The sequence below is a fragment of the Bradyrhizobium ivorense genome (assembly GCF_900696085.1).
Taxonomy (GTDB): domain Bacteria; phylum Pseudomonadota; class Alphaproteobacteria; order Rhizobiales; family Xanthobacteraceae; genus Bradyrhizobium; species Bradyrhizobium ivorense.
The window spans coordinates 544,272-561,566 of sequence record NZ_CAADFC020000004.1; the positions used below are offsets into that span (position 1 = coordinate 544,272).

General features: G+C 64.1%; 15 protein-coding genes. 7 read left to right on the forward strand and 8 right to left on the reverse strand.

The genetic code is table 11. The annotated features are described in order from the left end of the window. Positions 1-79: 79 nt before the first annotated feature. From leuS to holA, 3 genes are all read left to right on the forward strand, one after another. Positions 80-2,704, forward strand: coding sequence for a leucine--tRNA ligase (gene leuS, locus CI41S_RS03410; protein WP_139857434.1), 2,625 nt, complete (start codon positions 80-82; stop codon positions 2,702-2,704). Continuing rightward, positions 2,691-3,242, forward strand: a complete 552-nt coding sequence (lptE, locus tag CI41S_RS03415; RefSeq protein ID WP_139857435.1) for an LPS assembly lipoprotein LptE — start codon at positions 2,691-2,693, stop codon at positions 3,240-3,242. The genes leuS and lptE overlap by 14 nt, the downstream gene beginning before the upstream one ends. Positions 3,243-3,354: 112 nt before the next feature. Further along, entirely contained in the window at positions 3,355-4,386 is a 1,032-nt protein-coding gene (holA, locus tag CI41S_RS03420; RefSeq protein ID WP_139857436.1) for a DNA polymerase III subunit delta, read from the forward strand. A 116-nt stretch (positions 4,387-4,502) separates the two neighbouring features. Here the strand turns inward: holA and CI41S_RS03425 are convergent, their stop codons facing one another. The 7 genes from CI41S_RS03425 to hemJ all read right to left on the reverse strand — a co-directional run bounded on the left by CI41S_RS03425 (position 4,503) and on the right by hemJ (position 12,944). Next, entirely contained in the window at positions 4,503-5,387 is an 885-nt protein-coding gene (locus tag CI41S_RS03425; protein WP_172627894.1) for a ParB/RepB/Spo0J family partition protein, read from the reverse strand. 141 nt (positions 5,388-5,528) lie between these two features. Beyond that, positions 5,529-6,380 carry a ParA family protein gene (locus tag CI41S_RS03430; protein WP_139479576.1) on the reverse strand — a complete coding sequence of 284 codons (852 nt, stop codon included), beginning with the start codon at positions 6,378-6,380 and terminating at the stop codon, positions 5,529-5,531. A 13-nt stretch (positions 6,381-6,393) separates the two neighbouring features. Continuing rightward, positions 6,394-7,077 (reverse strand): 16S rRNA (guanine(527)-N(7))-methyltransferase RsmG, encoded by a 684-nt coding sequence (rsmG, locus tag CI41S_RS03435; protein ID WP_139857438.1) that lies wholly within the window; start codon positions 7,075-7,077, stop codon positions 6,394-6,396. Between the two features lie 144 nt (positions 7,078-7,221). Beyond that, positions 7,222-9,105 carry a tRNA uridine-5-carboxymethylaminomethyl(34) synthesis enzyme MnmG gene (gene mnmG / locus CI41S_RS03440; RefSeq protein WP_139857439.1) on the reverse strand — a complete coding sequence of 628 codons (1,884 nt, stop codon included), beginning with the start codon at positions 9,103-9,105 and terminating at the stop codon, positions 7,222-7,224. Positions 9,106-9,370: 265 nt separating this feature from the next. Next, positions 9,371-10,696, reverse strand: coding sequence for a tRNA uridine-5-carboxymethylaminomethyl(34) synthesis GTPase MnmE (gene mnmE, locus CI41S_RS03445; RefSeq protein ID WP_139857440.1), 1,326 nt, complete (start codon positions 10,694-10,696; stop codon positions 9,371-9,373). Positions 10,697-11,005: 309 nt separating this feature from the next. Beyond that, complete coding sequence (gene rho / locus CI41S_RS03450) at positions 11,006-12,271, reverse strand: transcription termination factor Rho (RefSeq protein ID WP_021078151.1); 1,266 nt, start codon at positions 12,269-12,271, stop codon at positions 11,006-11,008. Between the two features lie 250 nt (positions 12,272-12,521). Next, positions 12,522-12,944, reverse strand: coding sequence for a protoporphyrinogen oxidase HemJ (gene hemJ / locus CI41S_RS03455; protein WP_139479579.1), 423 nt, complete (start codon positions 12,942-12,944; stop codon positions 12,522-12,524). Between the two features lie 445 nt (positions 12,945-13,389). Between hemJ and CI41S_RS03460 the strand changes: the two genes are divergently transcribed. The 4 genes from CI41S_RS03460 to dnaQ are packed head-to-tail and all read left to right on the forward strand — an operon-like array spanning position 13,390 to position 16,240. Then, positions 13,390-14,226 (forward strand): pyruvate, water dikinase regulatory protein, encoded by an 837-nt coding sequence (locus tag CI41S_RS03460; RefSeq protein ID WP_139479580.1) that lies wholly within the window; start codon positions 13,390-13,392, stop codon positions 14,224-14,226. Positions 14,227-14,236: 10 nt separating this feature from the next. After that, positions 14,237-14,845 carry a Maf family protein gene (locus tag CI41S_RS03465; RefSeq protein ID WP_139857441.1) on the forward strand — a complete coding sequence of 203 codons (609 nt, stop codon included), beginning with the start codon at positions 14,237-14,239 and terminating at the stop codon, positions 14,843-14,845. 41 nt (positions 14,846-14,886) lie between these two features. Next, complete coding sequence (coaE, locus tag CI41S_RS03470) at positions 14,887-15,486, forward strand: dephospho-CoA kinase (RefSeq protein ID WP_139857442.1); 600 nt, start codon at positions 14,887-14,889, stop codon at positions 15,484-15,486. 28 nt (positions 15,487-15,514) lie between these two features. After that, a complete protein-coding gene (gene dnaQ, locus CI41S_RS03475; protein ID WP_139857443.1) occupies positions 15,515-16,240 on the forward strand; it encodes a DNA polymerase III subunit epsilon in 726 nt (241 codons plus the stop codon). A gap of 324 nt (positions 16,241-16,564) precedes the next feature. Here the strand turns inward: dnaQ and secB are convergent, their stop codons facing one another. Then, positions 16,565-17,053 carry a protein-export chaperone SecB gene (gene secB, locus CI41S_RS03480; protein WP_139857444.1) on the reverse strand — a complete coding sequence of 163 codons (489 nt, stop codon included), beginning with the start codon at positions 17,051-17,053 and terminating at the stop codon, positions 16,565-16,567. Between the last annotated feature and the right edge of the window lie 242 nt (positions 17,054-17,295).

The following is a 17,295-nucleotide window of genomic DNA, read 5'->3' on the forward strand; positions in this document are numbered from 1 at the left end:
TGACCCCATGGGCGTTTTCATGGCCTAGTCCGCCGTCCTTTGCCCGGACCAGAAAACCACCCAAAAGCTCTGCGATTTCATGACCTCCGAACGCTACAACGCCCGTGAATCCGAACCCCGCTGGCAACGCCTGTGGGATGACAAGGCGATCTTCGCCTCCAAGAACGACGACACGCGGCCGAAATACTACGTGCTCGAGATGTTTCCCTATCCGTCCGGGCGCATCCATATCGGGCATGTCCGCAACTACACGCTGGGCGACGTGCTGGCGCGCTACATGCGGGCCAAGGGTTTCAACGTGCTGCACCCGATGGGCTGGGACGCATTCGGCCTGCCGGCGGAGAACGCCGCGATCGAGCGCAAGGTGGCGCCGAAGGCCTGGACCTACGACAACATCGCCGCGATGAAGAAGCAGCTCCGGTCGATCGGGCTGTCGCTCGACTGGTCACGCGAATTCGCGACCTGCGACCCGAGCTACTACAAGCATCAGCAGAAGATGTTTCTGGACATGCTGCGCGCCGGCCTCGCCGAGCGCGAGAAGCGCAAGCTGAACTGGGACCCGGTCGACATGACCGTGCTCGCCAACGAGCAGGTGATCGACGGCCGCGGCTGGCGCTCGGGCGCCGTTGTCGAACAACGCGAAATGAGCCAGTGGGTCTTCAAGATCACGAAGTACTCGCAGGAGCTCTTGGACGCGCTCGACGGGCTGGACCGCTGGCCCGACAAGGTGCGGCTGATGCAGCGCAACTGGATCGGCCGCTCGGAGGGCCTCTTGATCCGCTTCGCGCTGGATCCGGCGACGACGCCGGACGGCGAGAGCGAGCTGAAAATCTTCACGACGCGGCCGGACACGCTGTTCGGCGCAAAGTTCATGGCGATCTCGGCGGATCATCCGCTGGCGCAGGCGGCTGCCGCGAAGAACCCTGATCTTGCCGAGTTCATCGCCGACATCAAGAAGATCGGCACCGCGCAGGAGATTATCGACACCGCCGAGAAGCAGGGCTTTGATACCGGCATCAAGGCGGTGCATCCGTTCGATCCGAACTGGAAGCTGCCGGTCTATGTCGCGAACTTCGTGCTGATCGAATACGGCACCGGTGCGATCTTCGGCTGCCCGGCGCACGACCAGCGCGACCTCGATTTCGTCAACAAGTACAATCTCGGCAACACGCCCGTCGTGTGTCCTGAAGGCCAGGACCCGAAGACGTTTGTCATCACCGACACCGCCTATGACGGCGATGGCCGCATCATCAATTCGCGCTTCCTTGACGGCATGACCATCGAGCAGGCCAAGGAAGAAGTCGCCAAACGTCTCGAGAGCGAGGTGCGCGGCAATGCCCCGGTCGGCGAGCGTCAGGTGAATTTCCGCCTGCGCGACTGGGGCATTTCGCGCCAGCGCTATTGGGGCTGCCCGATTCCGGTGATCCACTGTCCGAAGTGCGACGTGGTGCCGGTGCCCGACGCCGACCTGCCCGTGGTGCTGCCGGAAGACGTAACCTTCGACAAGCCGGGCAACGCGCTCGACCATCATCCGACCTGGAAGCACGTCACCTGTCCGCAATGCGGCGGCAAGGCGGTGCGCGAAACCGACACCATGGACACCTTCGTCGACTCGTCATGGTACTTTGCGCGCTTCACCGATCCCTGGAACGCAACCGCGCCGACCACGCCCGCGGTCATCAACCGGATGATGCCGGTCGATCAGTATATCGGCGGCGTCGAGCACGCGATCCTGCATCTGCTGTACAGCCGCTTCTTCACCCGCGCGATGAAGGCGACCGGCCATGTCGACATGACCGAGCCGTTCGCCGGCATGTTCACCCAGGGCATGGTGGTGCACGAGACCTATCAGAAGGCCGACGGCAGCTTCGTCACGCCGGCCGAGGTGAAGATCGAGATCGACGGCAACGGCCGCCGCGCGGTGCTGATGGAGACCAGCGAGGAGGTCGAGATCGGCCCGATCGAGAAGATGTCGAAGTCGAAGAAGAACACGGTCGACCCCGACGACATCATCGCGAGCTACGGCGCCGACGTCGCGCGCTGGTTCATGCTGTCGGACTCGCCGCCGGATCGCGACGTGATCTGGAGCGACGAGCGGGTGCAGGGCGCCTCGCGCTTCGTGCAGCGGCTGTGGCGGCTGGTCAACGAATCGGCCGAGATTGCCAAGGCGGCGCCAGCGACCCGGCCGGCGACGTTCGGGCCCGAGGCCTTGGCGCTGCGCAAGGCCGCCCATGGCGCGCTGGACAAGGTGTCCGGCGGCATCGAGCGGCTGCACTTCAACGTCTGCCTCGCCCATATCCGCGAATTCGCCAATGCGCTGGCCGAGGTGCTGGGCAAAGGCGACAAGCCGGCCCCCGACGTCGCCTGGGCCGTCAAGGAGGCCGCCGTCATCCTCGTTCAACTTTTCTCGCCGATGATGCCGCATCTGGCCGAAGAGTGCTGGGGCGTTTTGGGCCAGAACGGGCTGGTTTCGGAGGCCGATTGGCCCCAAATCGAACGTGATTTGCTGGTCGAAGACAGCGTGACCCTGGTCGTCCAGGTCAACGGTAAAAAGCGGGGTGATGTTACCGTGCCACGGGCCGCCCAAAATGCGGATATAGAGGCTGCCGTTTTGGCGCTCGATACGGTAAAAGTCGCCCTGGGCGGCAAGGCCGTCCGCAAGGTGATCGTAGTGCCCATGAGGATCGTCAATGTTGTCGGCTAGCATCAGGATTGCCGCCCGGCTTGTGGCCGTGGCCGCCTTGGCCGCGCTGACGGCCGGCTGCTTCCAGCCGATGTATGCCGAGCGCACCGACGGCACCCCCGGCCTGCGCGAGAAGCTGATGGGCATCGAGATCCCGCCGGTCGACAAGGCGAACGCCTCGCGCGAGGCGCGGGTCGGCGTCGAGATCCGCAACGCGCTCGCCTTCAAGCTCTACGGCACCGCCACCGGCATGCCGCCGACCCACAAGCTGGTGCTGCGGTTCAGCTCCGGCCGCTCCTCGCTGATGGTCGACACCAACACCGGGCTGCCGACCAGCGAGAACTACTCGGTCGACGCGCAGTTCAACCTGGTCGAGATCGCGTCGAACAAGTCGGTGATGACCGGCACCACCTTCTCGCGGGTGTCCTATGATCTGCCGGGCTCCTACCAGCGCTTCGCCCGCGCCCGCGCTTTCCGCGACGCCGAGGATCGCGCCGCGCAGGAGATCGCTGACAACATCCAGACCCGGCTCGCCTCGTTCTTCGCCACCGGGACTTGACGCGACTCCGTCATTCCGGGGCATGCGAAGCATGAACCCGGAATCTGGAGATGATAGCGCGAGATTCCGGGTTCGCGCGTCGCGCGCCCCGGAATGACGATTTTGGGGATAGATGGTCGCGCTGCGCGGAAAAGAGATCGACAGCTACCTCGCCCGGCCCGACGCCGGTCGCCCGATCATCCTGCTCTACGGACCGGACGCCGGCCTGGTGCGCGAGCGCGCCGACGCGCTGATGGCCTCCGCGGTCGACGATCCCAACGATCCGTTCTCACTGGTCCGGCTCGATGGCGACGAGCTCGCGGCCGAACCGTCGCGGCTGGTCGATGAAGCGATGACGGTGCCGCTGTTCGGCGGCCGCCGCGCCATCCGCGTCCGCGCCGGCTCGCGCAATTTTTCGAGCGGCGTCGAGACGCTGACCGAGACGCCCGCTTTGAAGGATTGCCGCATCGTGATTGAGGCCGGCGAGCTGCGCCCGGAATCGCCGCTGCGCAAGATCTGCGAGCGGGCCAAGAATGCGGTCGCGATCGGCTGCTATCCCGACACCGAGCGCGATCTCACCAAACTGATCGAGGACGAGCTGCGCGTCTCCAATCTCAGGCTGGCGGCGGACGCGCGCGCGGTGCTGATGTCGCTGCTCGGCGGCGACCGCCAGGCCTCGCGCAACGAGCTGCGCAAGCTCGCGCTGTTCGCCCACGGCCAAGGCGAGATCACGCTCGACGACGTGATGACCGTGGTCTCCGACGCCTCCGAGCTAAAACTCGATCCGATCGTCGACGGCGCCTTTGCCGGCAACGCCGCGCTGGTCGAGAGCGAGTTTGCAAAGGCGATGGTCGCCGGCACCTATCCCGGCGTGATCATCTCGGCCGCGCAGCGCCAGGCGGCGTGGCTGCACAAATCGGCGCTGGCAATTGCCGAAGGCACGCCGGCGTCCGCGGTGCTCGAAGGCAGCTTCCCGCGGCTGCATTTTTCCCGCAAGGCCGCGGTCGAAATCGCGCTGCGCAATTTCAGCGCGCCGCGTCTGGTGGTCATCATCGATCAGCTTGCGACCGCCGCGCTCGACATGCGCAAGCAGGCCTCGCTCGCCGCCGTGATCGGACAGCGCGCGCTGCTCTCGATCGCGGCGAACGCGAAGCGGCGGGGATAGAACGCGGTATTGCAGCGCCGTCATTGCGAGCGCAGCGAAGCAATCCATCGCTCCGCATATGCTGAAGGATGGATTGCTTCGCTTCGCTCGCAATGACGTGGAGTGAGATCGAAGGGCTAACCGCCCTCCAGCCGCCGCACCACCTCGTCGAGCTGCTCGAGGTTGCGGTAGCTGATCTGCACGGTGCCGCCGGGATCGCGGTGGCTGACGGTGACGGTGAGGCCGAGCGCATCGCTGACCCGCTTCTCCAGCGCCAGCGTGTCGGCATCCTTGCTGACTTTGGCCGCGGCTGCGCGCGGCTTCTGCGGCTTGCGCTCCGGCACGCCCTCCTCATGCGCCAGCGCCTCGGCCTGGCGGACGTTGAGGCCTTCGGCGACGATGCGCTTCGCCGCGGCGAGCGGATCCGGCACGCCGATCAGCGCGCGGGCGTGGCCGGCGGACAGATCGCCCTTGGCAATCAGCGCCTGCACCTCGTTCGGCAGCTTGGTCAGCCGCATCATGTTGGCGACATGGCTGCGGCTCTTGCCGACGATCTTTGCGATCTCTTCCGGGCTGCGTTTGAACTCGTCGGCCAGCGCGTGATAGCCCTGCGCCTCCTCCATCGCGTTGAGATCTTCGCGCTGGACGTTCTCGATGATCATGATCTCGAGCGCATCGGAATCGCTGACCTCGACCGGCACGATCGGCACTTCGTGCAGGCCGGCGAGCTGCGAGGCGCGCCAGCGGCGTTCGCCGGCGATGATCTCATAGCGGTCCTGCACGCCCTTGATCGCGCGCACCACGATCGGCTGGATCACGCCGCGCTGCTTGATCGAGTCGGCGAGCTCGCCGAGCTCGGTATCGGCAAAGCTGCGGCGCGGGTTGCGCGGATTGGCCTTCAAAAATTCGATCGGCACCTTGCGCTGATTGCGCGGCCGCTCGACATGCGCCGCCTCGCCGCCGACATCTCCGATCAGGCTTGCCAGCCCGCGCCCCAGTCGCGAACGCGCTTCATCGGCCATTGTTGCGAGCTCCCTTGGATTCACGCGCAGTACTCCGGACTTGAATTTCAGAATTGTAGGATGGGTCAAGCGCAACGAAACCCATCGCGCTCGTTGCGTGTCGTGATGGGTATCGCCGCGCTCCACCCATCCGACGCACCATCAATGCGTGCGCAGCTCGCGCTCGCGCTGGATCACTTCGGTGGCGAGCTTGAGGTAGGCTTCGCTGCCGACGCATTTGAGGTCGTAGACCAGCACCGGCTTGCCGTAGGACGGCGCCTCCGAGATGCGCACGTTGCGCGGAATCATGGTGTTGTAGACCTTGGCGCCCATGAACTGCCGCACGTCGGCGACGACCTGGTTGGACAGGTTGTTGCGCGAGTCGAACATGGTCAGCACGATGCCATGGATCGACAGACTCGGGTTGAGCGTCGAGCGCACCTGCTCCACGGTCTGCAGCAATTGCGACAGACCTTCGAGCGCGAAGAACTCGCACTGCAGCGGCACCAGGATCGCGTCCGACGCCGCCATCGCATTGACGGTGAGCAGGTTGAGCGACGGCGGGCAGTCGATCAGCACATAGGTGTAGTCGTTGTCGGGCGAGACGTTGTTGTTGAGACCGGCGATCGCATCGCGCAGCCGGAACGCGCGGCCCGGCGTGGTGCCGAGCTCGAGCTCGAGGCCGGAGAGGTCCATGGTGGAGGCCGCGATGTGCAGCCGCGGCACCGCGGTCGCCACCACGGCATCGCGCAGCGGCGCTTCGCCGATCAGGACGTCGTAGGTGGAGCAGCTGCGGTTGCGGCGGTCGATGCCGAGCCCGGTCGAGGCGTTGCCCTGCGGGTCGAGATCGACGACCAGAACCCGTTCGCCGATCGCCGCGAGTGCGGTGCCTAGGTTGATTGCCGTGGTTGTCTTGCCGACGCCGCCCTTTTGGTTGGCGAGCGACAGGATGCGCGGATGGCCCGGCGCCTGGGGCGCCCTATCCTCTTGAGAAATCTCGTCCATCACAGTCATACCAAAATACCACTTACTGTTGCGGTGTCCCCTGGCGCCGCTCGATTGATCCGAGTTCGACGATCCAACCCTGTCCGCCGGTCCGGCTGGAATGTAGCTCTGGCACGATTTTCCAATATTTAGTGGCTTCGGTCAATTCAGCCTCTACATCTTGGCCCTTCAAAAACAGCGCTTTGGCGCCCTTTTTGACCCACGGCTCCGCGAAGCCGATGAGTTGATGTAATGGAGCCAGCGCCCGCGCGGTGACGCAATCGATCGGGCCCGGGATTCTATCCACAGTATCCCCGATATCAGCGAGATGCACAGTCCCCGGCGCCCCGGTGACGCGAATCGCCTCGCGCAAGAATGCCGCCTTCTTGGCGATTCGCTCAACCAGATGGATCCGGGCGCCCGGCACCTCGGCCAGCGCGCAGGCCAGGACCACGCCGGGAAAGCCGCCGCCGCTACCGAGATCGACCCAGGATTTTGCCGATGGCGCGACGCTCAGGAGCTGCAGCGAATCGGCGATGTGGCGGGTCCAGAGCGTCGGCAGGGTCGAGGGGGCGACGAGATTGGTCTTGGCCTGCCACTCGAGCAGGAGTGCAACGTAGCGATCGAGGCGAGCTTCGATTTCGCGCGAAATGGGGGTGAGGGCCAAAGCCGCTGCCTTGTCGTCAGCGGAAATCTCAGAGGTCTTGGTACGGACGGATGAAGCCATTCTCTTGGATGCCGGTCGTGCTCGTCATTGCGAGCGAAGCGAAGCAATCCATGGTGCCGTCCGGGGAAGCGATGGATTGCTTCGTCGCTTCGCTCCTCGCAATGACGCGGATAGGCCATCGGCCTACCCGTTTCACGTGAAACGCTACGCGGACGCCTTCGCCGCCTTCCGCCGCGCTTCGCGCCGGAGATAGGCGGCCAGGATGCCCAGCGCCGCCGGCGTCATGCCGTCGATCCGGCCGGCCTGCCCGACGGTGCGCGGCTGCGCCTTCTGCAACTTGGCACGCGCTTCGTTGGAGAGGCCGGGCACATCGGCATAGTCGACATCGGTGAGGGCCAGACTCTCGTCGCGGCGGAAGGCATCGACGTCGGCGCTCTGGCGCTTCAGATAGACATCGTACTTGGCGTCGATCTCGAGATGCACGGCGATGGCGGGATCAATGGCCGACAGCTCCGGCCAGATCGCCTGCACCGTTGGCCATTCGACCTCCGGATACGCCATCAGCTCGAACGCCGAGCGACGCTGGCCGTCGCGGTTGAGCGCCAGACCATGCTTTGCGGCCTCGTTCGGGGTGATCGACAGCGACTTCGCCAGCGTCTTGGCCGCGTCCAGCGCCGCCATCTTGGTCCGGTGGCGCTCGGCACGAGCCTCGCCGACGCATCCGAGGGCGATGCCCTTGTCCGTCAGCCGCTGATCGGCATTGTCGGCCCGCAAGGTCAGCCGGTACTCCGCGCGCGAGGTGAACATCCGATAGGGCTCGGTGATCCCACGGGTGACGAGATCGTCGATCATGACGCCGAGATAGCCGTCGGCGCGATCGAAGACGACCAGATCGGTGCCGCTGGCGGCCAGGGCCGCGTTCAGCCCGGCGACAATGCCCTGCCCGGCCGCCTCTTCATAACCGGTGGTACCGTTGATCTGGCCGGCCAGGAACAGCCCGCGAAGACGCCTGGTCTGCAGGGTCGGCTCGAGCTCGCGGGGATCGACATGGTCGTATTCGATCGCATAGCCCGGACGCACCATCTTCACCCGCTCGAGGCCGGGGATGCTGGCGAGGATCGCGAGTTGGACCTCTTCCGGCAGCGAGGTGGAGATGCCGTTGGGATAGACCGTGGTGTCGTCGAGCCCTTCCGGTTCCAGAAAGATCTGGTGGCCGTCGCGGTCGCCGAAGCGGACGATCTTGTCCTCGATCGAGGGGCAATAGCGAGGGCCACTGCTCTTGATCTGCCCGGAATACATCGGCGAGCGGTGCACATTGGTCCGGATCACCTCATGGGTGGCCGGCGTGGTCCGGGTGATGCCGCACTGGATCTGAGGCGTCGTGATCCGGTCGGTCATCACGGAGAACGGCTCGGGCGGCTCGTCCCCGGGCTGCATCTCGACCGCCGACCAGTCGATCGTGGTGCCGTCGAGCCGCGGCGGGGTGCCGGTCTTGAGCCGGCCGAGGATAAAACCGGCCCGTTCGAAGGATGCAGACAGACCCATGGCCGGCACCTCGCCGACCCGGCCTGCGGGCCAGTTCTTCTCGCCAAGGTGGATCAGGCCCCGCAGGAAGGTGCCGGTGGTGATGACGATGGCACCCGCAGCGAGCTGACGACCGTCCCCCAGGCGAATACCGGTGACCCGGCCATCGACAACGATCAGTTCATCCGCCTCACCCTCGATGACGCTAAGGTTCGCGGTCTCCGATATCGCCGCCTGCATGGCGGCGGCATAGAGCTTGCGATCGGCCTGGGCGCGGGGTCCGCGCACCGCCGGACCCTTGCGGCGGTTGAGCATCCGGAACTGGATGCCGCCGGCGTCGGCTACCCGACCCATCAGACCGTCCAGGGCGTCGACCTCGCGCACCAGATGCCCCTTGCCGAGGCCCCCGATGGCGGGATTGCAGGACATCGCGCCGATGGTCGCAAAACGATGGGTGACCAGGGCGGTCTTCGCCCCCATCCGGGCGGAAGCGCTCGCGGCCTCACAGCCGGCATGGCCGCCGCCGATGACGATGACGTCAAATGTATCTGCCCGGGAATTCATGGCGGACTTCTATCGCGGAGTGATGAATGCCGGAAGAACGAATGTTGGAGTCGTCCAGACCGGAGGGAAATTGGTCAGATCAGGAGATATGGAGAGCCTCCAGCTCCTTGCAACGAAGACGCGTGTTTCACGTGAAACATGGCCGCCCTCGCATTGCTGTTTCACGTGAAACAGAGACGGCAGCTTCAAGGACTTGTTTCACGTGAAACGTAATGCGCCGGCCCATGGACTCATTTCGCGCAAAACAACCCCATGCAAAGTAGCCTTACTTGCCGACGCAGAACTCCCGGAAGATCACGTCCAGGATGTCCTCGACATCGACCCGACCCAGGAGGCGGCCGAGCGAGAGTGCCGCAGAGCGCAGTTCCTCGGCGGCAAGTTCCTCGCCCTGCCCCACGACGTCGACGCTGCGACTCAGCGCATCGGCCGTCTGCTGCAGCAACTCGCGCTGCCGCACCCGCATGATCAGTCCGCCCTCGCTGGCGCCGAAGTAATCGTGCGCAAAGCCGACCAGGCTCGCGATCAGCTCGGGGATGCCGTCACCCCGAACAGCCGAGATGCTGAACTCGGGAACCCCTGCGCCCGGCTCGGCCAAAGGCCGACCCAGATCGATCTTGTTGTGCACCAACCAGACCGGCGTCGTGCCCTCGTGCCCAACCCTGGCATCGGCATTGTCGGCCAGCCACAACACGAGGTCCGCTTCCGCGGCGCGGGCGCGGGCGCGGCGGACACCCTCCTGCTCAACCGGATCCTCGGTCTCGCGAATCCCGGCCGTGTCGATCACCGTGACCGGATAGCCATCGAGGTCGAGCTGCACCTCGATCACGTCGCGCGTGGTGCCGGCGTGCGGCGAGACGATCGCGACCTCGCGGCGGGCCAGCTGATTGATCAGGGTCGATTTGCCGACATTCGGCGGACCTGAAATCGCGACCACCACGCCGTCGCGCAGCCGTTCGCCCTGCCCCTGCGCCGCAAGCACGCCCTGAATCTCGGCGTGCAGCGATCTGATCCTGTCCAGCGCCGGCGCGATCAATTCGGCCGGCACATCGCCCTCGTCGGAGAAATCGATGCCGGCCTCGATCAAGGCCGACGCCGCAATGGCCCGCTCGCGCCAGTCGCGCGCGCGATCCCCTAACAGGCCCTTCAACTGCCGCAGCGCCTGGCGCCGCTGACGGTCAGTGTCGGCGTGGATCAGATCGTCGAGGCCCTCGGCTTCGGTCAGGTCGAGCTTGCCGTTCTCGAACGCCCGCCGCGTGAACTCGCCGGGTTCGGCCGGCCGCACATTCTTGAATGCCGCGATCGCGCCGAACAGCGTTGCCAGCACGGCGCGGCCGCCATGGACATGAAACTCGGCGACGTCTTCGCCGGTCGCACTTGCCGGACCCGGAAACCAGAGGACGACGGCGTCGTCGATCGGCTGACCATTCTGGTCGTGCAGCAGCGCCCGGGTCGCCATCCGTGGAGCTGGAGTCTTGCCGGCCAGGCCCGAGACGACCTGCTCGGCCATTGGACCAGAGACCCTGACGATGGCGATCGCGCTCGGTAGCCGGCCGGACGACAGTGCAAAGATGGTTTGGTCGCGTGGATGCATCGCCTATTAGTTCCCGGCTTCTGACAAAGGCAATGACGATTCAATCCGTGAGCGATCAAGCGAAATGCTGCATCGCAATATATGCGTCTTGAGACTGCAACATTCCTGCAGCAATTATGTTGCAGGGAACCGAAATTCCTTGCCCGCAACATCTCATATCGCGAAAACAATAAGCTATATCAACCGCTTATTAAGAAAATGAATCGTTAAGCCGCTTCATCCTATGCTGCACCCTTGCTGCAGCATAACGCGCAAAAGAAAAGGCGCCCCGCGTGAACGGAGCGCCCTGTTCTTCCGAGGCGGCCGGCCTCAGGTGTTCATGGAATCGAAGAACTCGGAGTTGCTCTTCGTATTGCGGAGCTTGTCGAGCAGGAAGTCGATCGCGTCCATGGTGCCCATCGGATTGAGGATGCGGCGCAGGACGTACATCTTCTTCAGCACCTGCGGATCGGTGATCAGCTCCTCCTTGCGGGTGCCGGAGCGGGCGATGTCGATCGCCGGGAAGGTCCGCTTGTCCGAGACCTTGCGGTCGAGGATCAGCTCGGAGTTACCGGTGCCCTTGAACTCTTCGAAGATGACTTCGTCCATGCGGCTGCCGGTATCGACCAGCGCGGTCGCGATGATGGTCAGCGAACCGCCCTCCTCGATGTTGCGCGCCGCGCCGAAGAAGCGCTTCGGGCGCTGCAGCGCGTTGGCGTCGACGCCGCCGGTCAGCACCTTGCCGGATGACGGCACCACCGTGTTGTAGGCGCGGCCGAGGCGCGTGATCGAATCGAGCAGGATCACGACGTCGCGGCCGTGCTCGACGAGCCGCTTGGCCTTCTCGATCACCATCTCGGCGACCTGGACGTGACGCACCGCGGGCTCGTCGAAGGTCGACGACACCACCTCGCCCTTCACCGAGCGCTGCATGTCGGTGACTTCTTCCGGACGCTCGTCGATCAACAGCACGATCAGATAGCAGTCGGGATGATTGGCGGTGATGGAGTGCGCGATGTTCTGCATCAGCACGGTCTTGCCGGTGCGCGGCGGCGCCACGATCAGCGCGCGCTGGCCCTTGCCGATCGGCGCGACGATATCGATGACGCGCGCGGAAAGGTCTTTCTTGGTCGAGTCCTCGAGCTCCATGCGGAAGCGCTGATTCGGAAACAGCGGCGTCAGGTTGTCGAAATTGACCTTGTGCTTCGACTTCTCGGGATCTTCGAAATTGAGCGTGTTGACCTTCAGCAGCGCGAAATAGCGTTCGCCTTCTTTCGGGCTGCGGATATGGCCTTCGATGGTGTCGCCGGTGCGCAGGCCGAAGCGGCGGATCTGCGAGGGCGACACGTAGATGTCGTCGGGGCCGGGCAGGTAGTTCGCGTCGGGCGAACGAAGGAAGCCGAAGCCGTCGGACAGAACCTCGACGACGCCTTCACCGATGATGTCGGTCTCGGCGATCGCGAGCTGCTTGAGGATGGCAAACATCAGCTCCTGCTTGCGCATGGTGCTGGCATTCTCGACCCCGTTCTCTTCCGCAAACGAGACGAGCTCGGCCGGCGTTTTCGATTTGAGGTCCTGGAGTTTGATTTCCCGCATGGGGGTCGTCCTGTGAGGAAGTAAGTAGGGAAGGGATGCGAGGCTTTGGAAAAAGCGGACGCCAAAGGGAAGGTCCGCAGGTCTCAGCCAGGAAAGTGCCAATGAGGCTTCAAACCTGATGCGGCGCCGGTTCGAAAAGAACCGGAGCGCGACCATCCGCCTGCGTGGGGTGGGATAATCACTATATAGAAAATCGGTCTCCGCTGCGCAAGAAGGACTGAAGCATGCTTCTTGAGCATCGAGAAGCCTCTCAGAATGGCTTCACGACCACCAGAATCACGATCAGGATCATCAGTAACGTCGGTACTTCATTGATAATACGATAGAATTTCTGGCTGCGCTGATTCCGGTCGGCGGCAAAGTCCTTCACGCAGCGAGACAAAAAACCGTGGATACCGGACATGATCAACACCAGCATAAATTTGGCGTGAAACCATCCGTAAAAATACCACTGTCTGTCCCAGACCAGGTAAAGGCCGGCCAGCCAGGTCACGATCATCGCCGGGTTGATGATCGCCTTCAAAAGCCGCCGCTCCATGACCTTGAAGGTCTCGGACTGCTTTGAGCCGGCCTCGGCCTCGCAATGATAGACGAACAGCCGCGGCAGATAGAGCATGCCCGCCATCCAGGAGATAACGGCGATGATGTGCAGCGCCTTGATCCACTCGTACATCGCGCGATTGCCTTTCAGGGAACAGCTCGGACGGTCTCAGCGTTGCTGACCAAGCTCTTCAAGCGAGGGACCGATACTTATCCGCAAGCTCCGCTTTCCTAAACCTATTAATTTTAGAATCTTAGGTTTGAGTCTAGGTGACGGTGGATTTGACTCACGCAAGGCGATCCCGCCGTTCCCGCAGGCTTGTTCACATCCCTCAACATTCCGACCAGCCGGCACAGGCATCCGGAATCTGTTGTTCGACTCAGTTGCTTGCGCGTCCCTGTGGTCAGCTTATGAAGAGACAAATCCACACCTACCCACTATCATCGCGGCCATGACCTCGACTTATCCTTTGTCGAGGTGCTGTGAAGAAAGGGACGAGATATTCAGGGGCGGGTCGGCAGCCGCCAATTTTCGTCCTCGACCTCCACAGGGATTCACAGGATAGACAGGGGTTCTGGTGCCCAACACCTCCAACTATTTCCATCTGCATCTGGTGTCTGATTCGACCGGCGAGACGCTGATCACCGTGGCGCGCGCGGTCGCCGCGCAATACGCCAACGTGACCGCGGTCGAGCATGTCTATCCGCTGGTGCGCAGCCAGAAGCAGCTCGATCGCGTGCTCGACGAGATCGAGGAATCGCCCGGCATCGTGCTGTTCACGCTGCTGGAGAAGGATCTGGTCGGCCGGCTCGAGGCCAAGTGCAGGGAGATCAACGTTCCGAGCCTGTCGATCATCGGGCCGGTGATGCAGTTGTTCGAGGCGTATCTGGGTGCCGCCACGACGGGGCGCGTCGGCGCGCAGCACGTGCTCAACGCCGAATATTTTGCCCGCATCGATGCGCTGAATTTCACCATGATGCATGACGACGGCCAGCATGTCGAAGGTCTCGAGGAGGCCGACGTCGTCCTGGTCGGCGTGTCCCGCACCTCGAAGACGCCGACCTCGATCTATCTCGCCAACCGCGGCATCCGAACTGCAAACGTGCCGCTGGTGCCGGGCATCCCGCTGCCGCACCAGCTCGAGACCTTGAAGAAGCCGCTGGTGGTCAGCCTGCACGCGACGCCGGAGCGGCTGATTCAGGTTCGGCAAAATCGTTTGCTCACCATGGGTGACCGCGACAATGAAACCTATATCGACAAGCAGGCGGTGGCCGACGAAGTCGCCTTCGCGCGCCGCCTGAGCGCGAAATTCAACTGGGCGCTGCTTGACGTGACGCGGCGCTCGATCGAGGAGACGGCGGCTGCGGTCATGAAGCTCTACAATGACCGTTTGCGCGCGCGGCCGCCGGAATGATCGCGGCCTCATGAGCATCTGGCGCGGACAACAAAAGCTGATTCTTGCGTCGCAGAGCCGCGCGCGAAAAATGCTGCTGGACAATGCCGGCCTCGATTTCGAGGCGCTGCCGGCCGATATCGACGAGCGCGCCGTGCAGCACGATTCCGGTCTCACCGCGCCGGGCGAGATCGCCGCGCTATTGGCGCGCGAGAAGGCGCTGTTCGTCTCGAGACAAAAGTTAGGTCACTATGTCGTCGGTGCCGATCAGACGCTGGCGCTGGGCGAGCGTCTGTTCAGCAAGCCGGCGGGCCGGGCCCAGGCCGCCGAGCAACTGGCCCTGCTGGCCGGCCGGACCCATGAGCTGCATTCCGCGGTCTCAGTCGCACGCGACGGCAAAACCCCCTTCACGGATGTGAGCGTGGCCCGCATGACGATGCGCCGGCTCAGTGCGAACGAGATCGAGGCCTATCTCGACCAGGCCGGCGCCGCGGTGACCACCAGCGTCGGCGCCTATCAGCTAGAGAGCCTTGGCGTGCATCTGTTCGAGCGCATCGAGGGCGACCATTTTACCATTCTCGGCCTGCCGCTATTGTCGCTGCTGGCATTCCTGCGCAGCGAGAAATTGCTCGCGGTATAAGTGCTGTTGACCGGCGAGAGGACGAAGAGATTGTTGATCCGATGTTGATCCTTGGACTGACCGGCTCGATCGGGATGGGGAAATCCACCACCGCAAAGCTGTTCGTCGAAGCCGGCGTTCCGCTGTACGACGCCGATGCCCAGGTGCATCGGCTGTACGAAGGCGAGGCGGCGCCGGCGATCGAGGCGGCGTTTCCCGGCACCACGGCCGGCGGCAAGGTCGACCGCGCAAAGCTGTCGGCGCGCGTGGTGCACGATGCCGCGGCGATGAAGCAGCTCGAGCAGATCGTGCATCCGATGCTGGGCGCCTCGCGGCAAAAGTTCTTTGCCGATGCGGAGGCCGCCGGCGCGCCCGTCGTCGTGCTCGATATCCCCTTGCTGTTCGAGACCGGCGGCGAGAAGCGCGTCGATGCCGTCGTCGTCGTCACCACCTCGCCGGAATTGCAGCGCGAGCGCGTGCTGGCGCGCGGCACCATGGATGCGGCGAAGCTCGACGCCATCATTGCCAAGCAGATGCCCGACGCCGAGAAGCGCAAGCGGGCGGATTTCATCGTGGATACCTCGCACGGACTCGACCCGGTGCGGGCGCGCATCCGCGACATTCTGGCCGAGGTTGTTAAGATGCCGCAGCGGCGCGAGTGATTCGCCCGCCTCCGGGTCCTGTCGTCTCATGCGTGAAATCGTTCTCGATACCGAAACCACCGGCCTCGATCCGCTCCGCGGCGATCGGCTGGTCGAAATCGGCTGCATCGAGATTTTCAACCGCATGCCGACCGGGCAGACCTTTCACGTCTACATCAATCCCGAGCGCGACATGCCGGCGGAAGCCTTCGCCGTGCACGGGCTCTCGACCGAGTTCCTGGCCAGCAAGCCGCTGTTCACCGAGGTGGTCGACGATTTTCTGGCCTTCATCGGCGACACGCCGCTGGTGATCCACAACGCCTCGTTCGACATCAGCTTCATCAACGCCGAGCTCGACCGCATCAAGCGGGCGGCGATCCCGAAGGATCGTCTGGTCGACACGCTGCTGCTGGCGCGCCGCAAGCATCCCGGCGTGTCGAACCGGCTCGACGATCTATGCTCGCGCTATGCGATCGACAATTCTCGCCGCACCAAGCACGGCGCGCTGCTCGACGCCGAATTGCTGGCCGAGGTCTATATCGACCTGATCGGAGCGCGGCAGTCGCAGCTCATTCTGGCGTCGGAGGCGGCTGATGCCCGCTCCGGCAGCTACGGCGATATGCCGCGGCGGCACCGCGAAGTCCCGCTGGCGGCACGGGTCAGCGAGGCCGACCGCGAAGCCCACCGCGCCTTTGTCGCCACCCTCGGCGACAAGCCGATCTGGAACGATTACCTGCCGCCGCCGTCCGCGGCAGCCGCAGCGCCGGCGGCGTGACCGGTTATCCCGAGGCGCGCGGCCTCCCCATGTCCGTCGTCCTGGCGAAGGCCGGGACGCATTACCACAGGGTTGGGTTGTTAAAGAAAGCTGTGGCCCCAGCGTCGCGCAACAATAACCTTCGGTGGTTATCGGTCCCGTCCTTCGCCGGGACGACGGTGGGAGAGGCCGCGCGCCAAAATATATCCCCGTCACCCTGAGGTGGCCGCTTCTTCAGCGGCCCTCGAAGGGTCGACGGCCACCAGCCGGGCCGACTCATCCTTCGAGGCTCGCAAGAGCTCGCGCCTCAGGATGACGGGTTAGGCTTCAGGAACGCCAATCAGCTCAGCTCGGCTTGGCGCCGCTGGCGGCCTGGGCGGCGGCCTGGCGCTCCATGTTCTGGCGGTAGAGGCCGACGAAATCGACCGGATCCAGCATCAAAGGCGGGAAGCCGCCGTCGCGGACTGCGGTTGCGACGATTTCGCGGGCGAACGGGAACAGCAGCCGCGGGCACTCGATCATGACCAGCGGGTGCAAATTCTCCTTCGGCACGTTGACGATCCGGAACACGCCGGCATAGGCGAGGTCGAAGCTGAACATCACCTTGCCGCCGCCTTCGGCCTTGCCCTCGATCGACAACACCACCTCGTACTCGTTCTCGGCGAGGTTGTTGGCGGAGACGTTGATCTGGATGTTGATCGCCGGCTGCTGCTGCTGCGGGCCGAGCGAGGCCGGCGCGTTCGGGTTCTCGAACGAGAGGTCCTTGGTGTACTGCGCCAGCACGTTGAGCTGGGGAGGAGCCTGTTCGACAGGTGCGCCGTTGCCGTTGGTCATGAAATGTCTCCTGAAGCGATGCGCGAATGACAGGATGTCCGTCGGCACGCGCTAAGGTGTTGGAAATGCCGAATGCCGCGCGAACGGCTATCATAGGCCCGGCTTGCTCCACAAGGACGACGAAGGGGCACAAGCGGTGGGCCAAGGCGGATCTCCGCAGCTCTGCCCAATCCATTAACGGCTTCCTAAATTATTGAAGATGCGCGATTTCCTGGACGGGACGGGTTTCCCCTCGGCGGTAA

What these genes read in the sequence shown, in the direction of transcription:
- mnmE (WP_139857440.1), bottom strand. Translation starts at nt 10,696, where the DNA reads ATGCATCCACGCGACCAAACCATCTTTGCACTGTCGTCCGGCCGGCTA.
- coaE (WP_139857442.1), top strand. Translation starts at nt 14,887, where the DNA reads ATGTTGATCCTTGGACTGACCGGCTCGATCGGGATGGGGAAATCCACC.
- mnmG (WP_139857439.1), bottom strand. Translation starts at nt 9,105, where the DNA reads ATGAATTCCCGGGCAGATACATTTGACGTCATCGTCATCGGCGGCGGC.
- hemJ (WP_139479579.1), bottom strand. Translation starts at nt 12,944, where the DNA reads ATGTACGAGTGGATCAAGGCGCTGCACATCATCGCCGTTATCTCCTGG.
- rsmG (WP_139857438.1), bottom strand. Translation starts at nt 7,077, where the DNA reads ATGGCTTCATCCGTCCGTACCAAGACCTCTGAGATTTCCGCTGACGAC.
- CI41S_RS03425 (WP_172627894.1), bottom strand. Translation starts at nt 5,387, where the DNA reads ATGGCCGATGAAGCGCGTTCGCGACTGGGGCGCGGGCTGGCAAGCCTG.
- CI41S_RS03465 (WP_139857441.1), top strand. Translation starts at nt 14,237, where the DNA reads ATGAGCATCTGGCGCGGACAACAAAAGCTGATTCTTGCGTCGCAGAGC.
- dnaQ (WP_139857443.1), top strand. Translation starts at nt 15,515, where the DNA reads ATGCGTGAAATCGTTCTCGATACCGAAACCACCGGCCTCGATCCGCTC.
- secB (WP_139857444.1), bottom strand. Translation starts at nt 17,053, where the DNA reads ATGACCAACGGCAACGGCGCACCTGTCGAACAGGCTCCTCCCCAGCTC.
- rho (WP_021078151.1), bottom strand. Translation starts at nt 12,271, where the DNA reads ATGCGGGAAATCAAACTCCAGGACCTCAAATCGAAAACGCCGGCCGAG.
- lptE (WP_139857435.1), top strand. Translation starts at nt 2,691, where the DNA reads ATGTTGTCGGCTAGCATCAGGATTGCCGCCCGGCTTGTGGCCGTGGCC.
- leuS (WP_139857434.1), top strand. Translation starts at nt 80, where the DNA reads ATGACCTCCGAACGCTACAACGCCCGTGAATCCGAACCCCGCTGGCAA.
- CI41S_RS03430 (WP_139479576.1), bottom strand. Translation starts at nt 6,380, where the DNA reads ATGACTGTGATGGACGAGATTTCTCAAGAGGATAGGGCGCCCCAGGCG.
- holA (WP_139857436.1), top strand. Translation starts at nt 3,355, where the DNA reads ATGGTCGCGCTGCGCGGAAAAGAGATCGACAGCTACCTCGCCCGGCCC.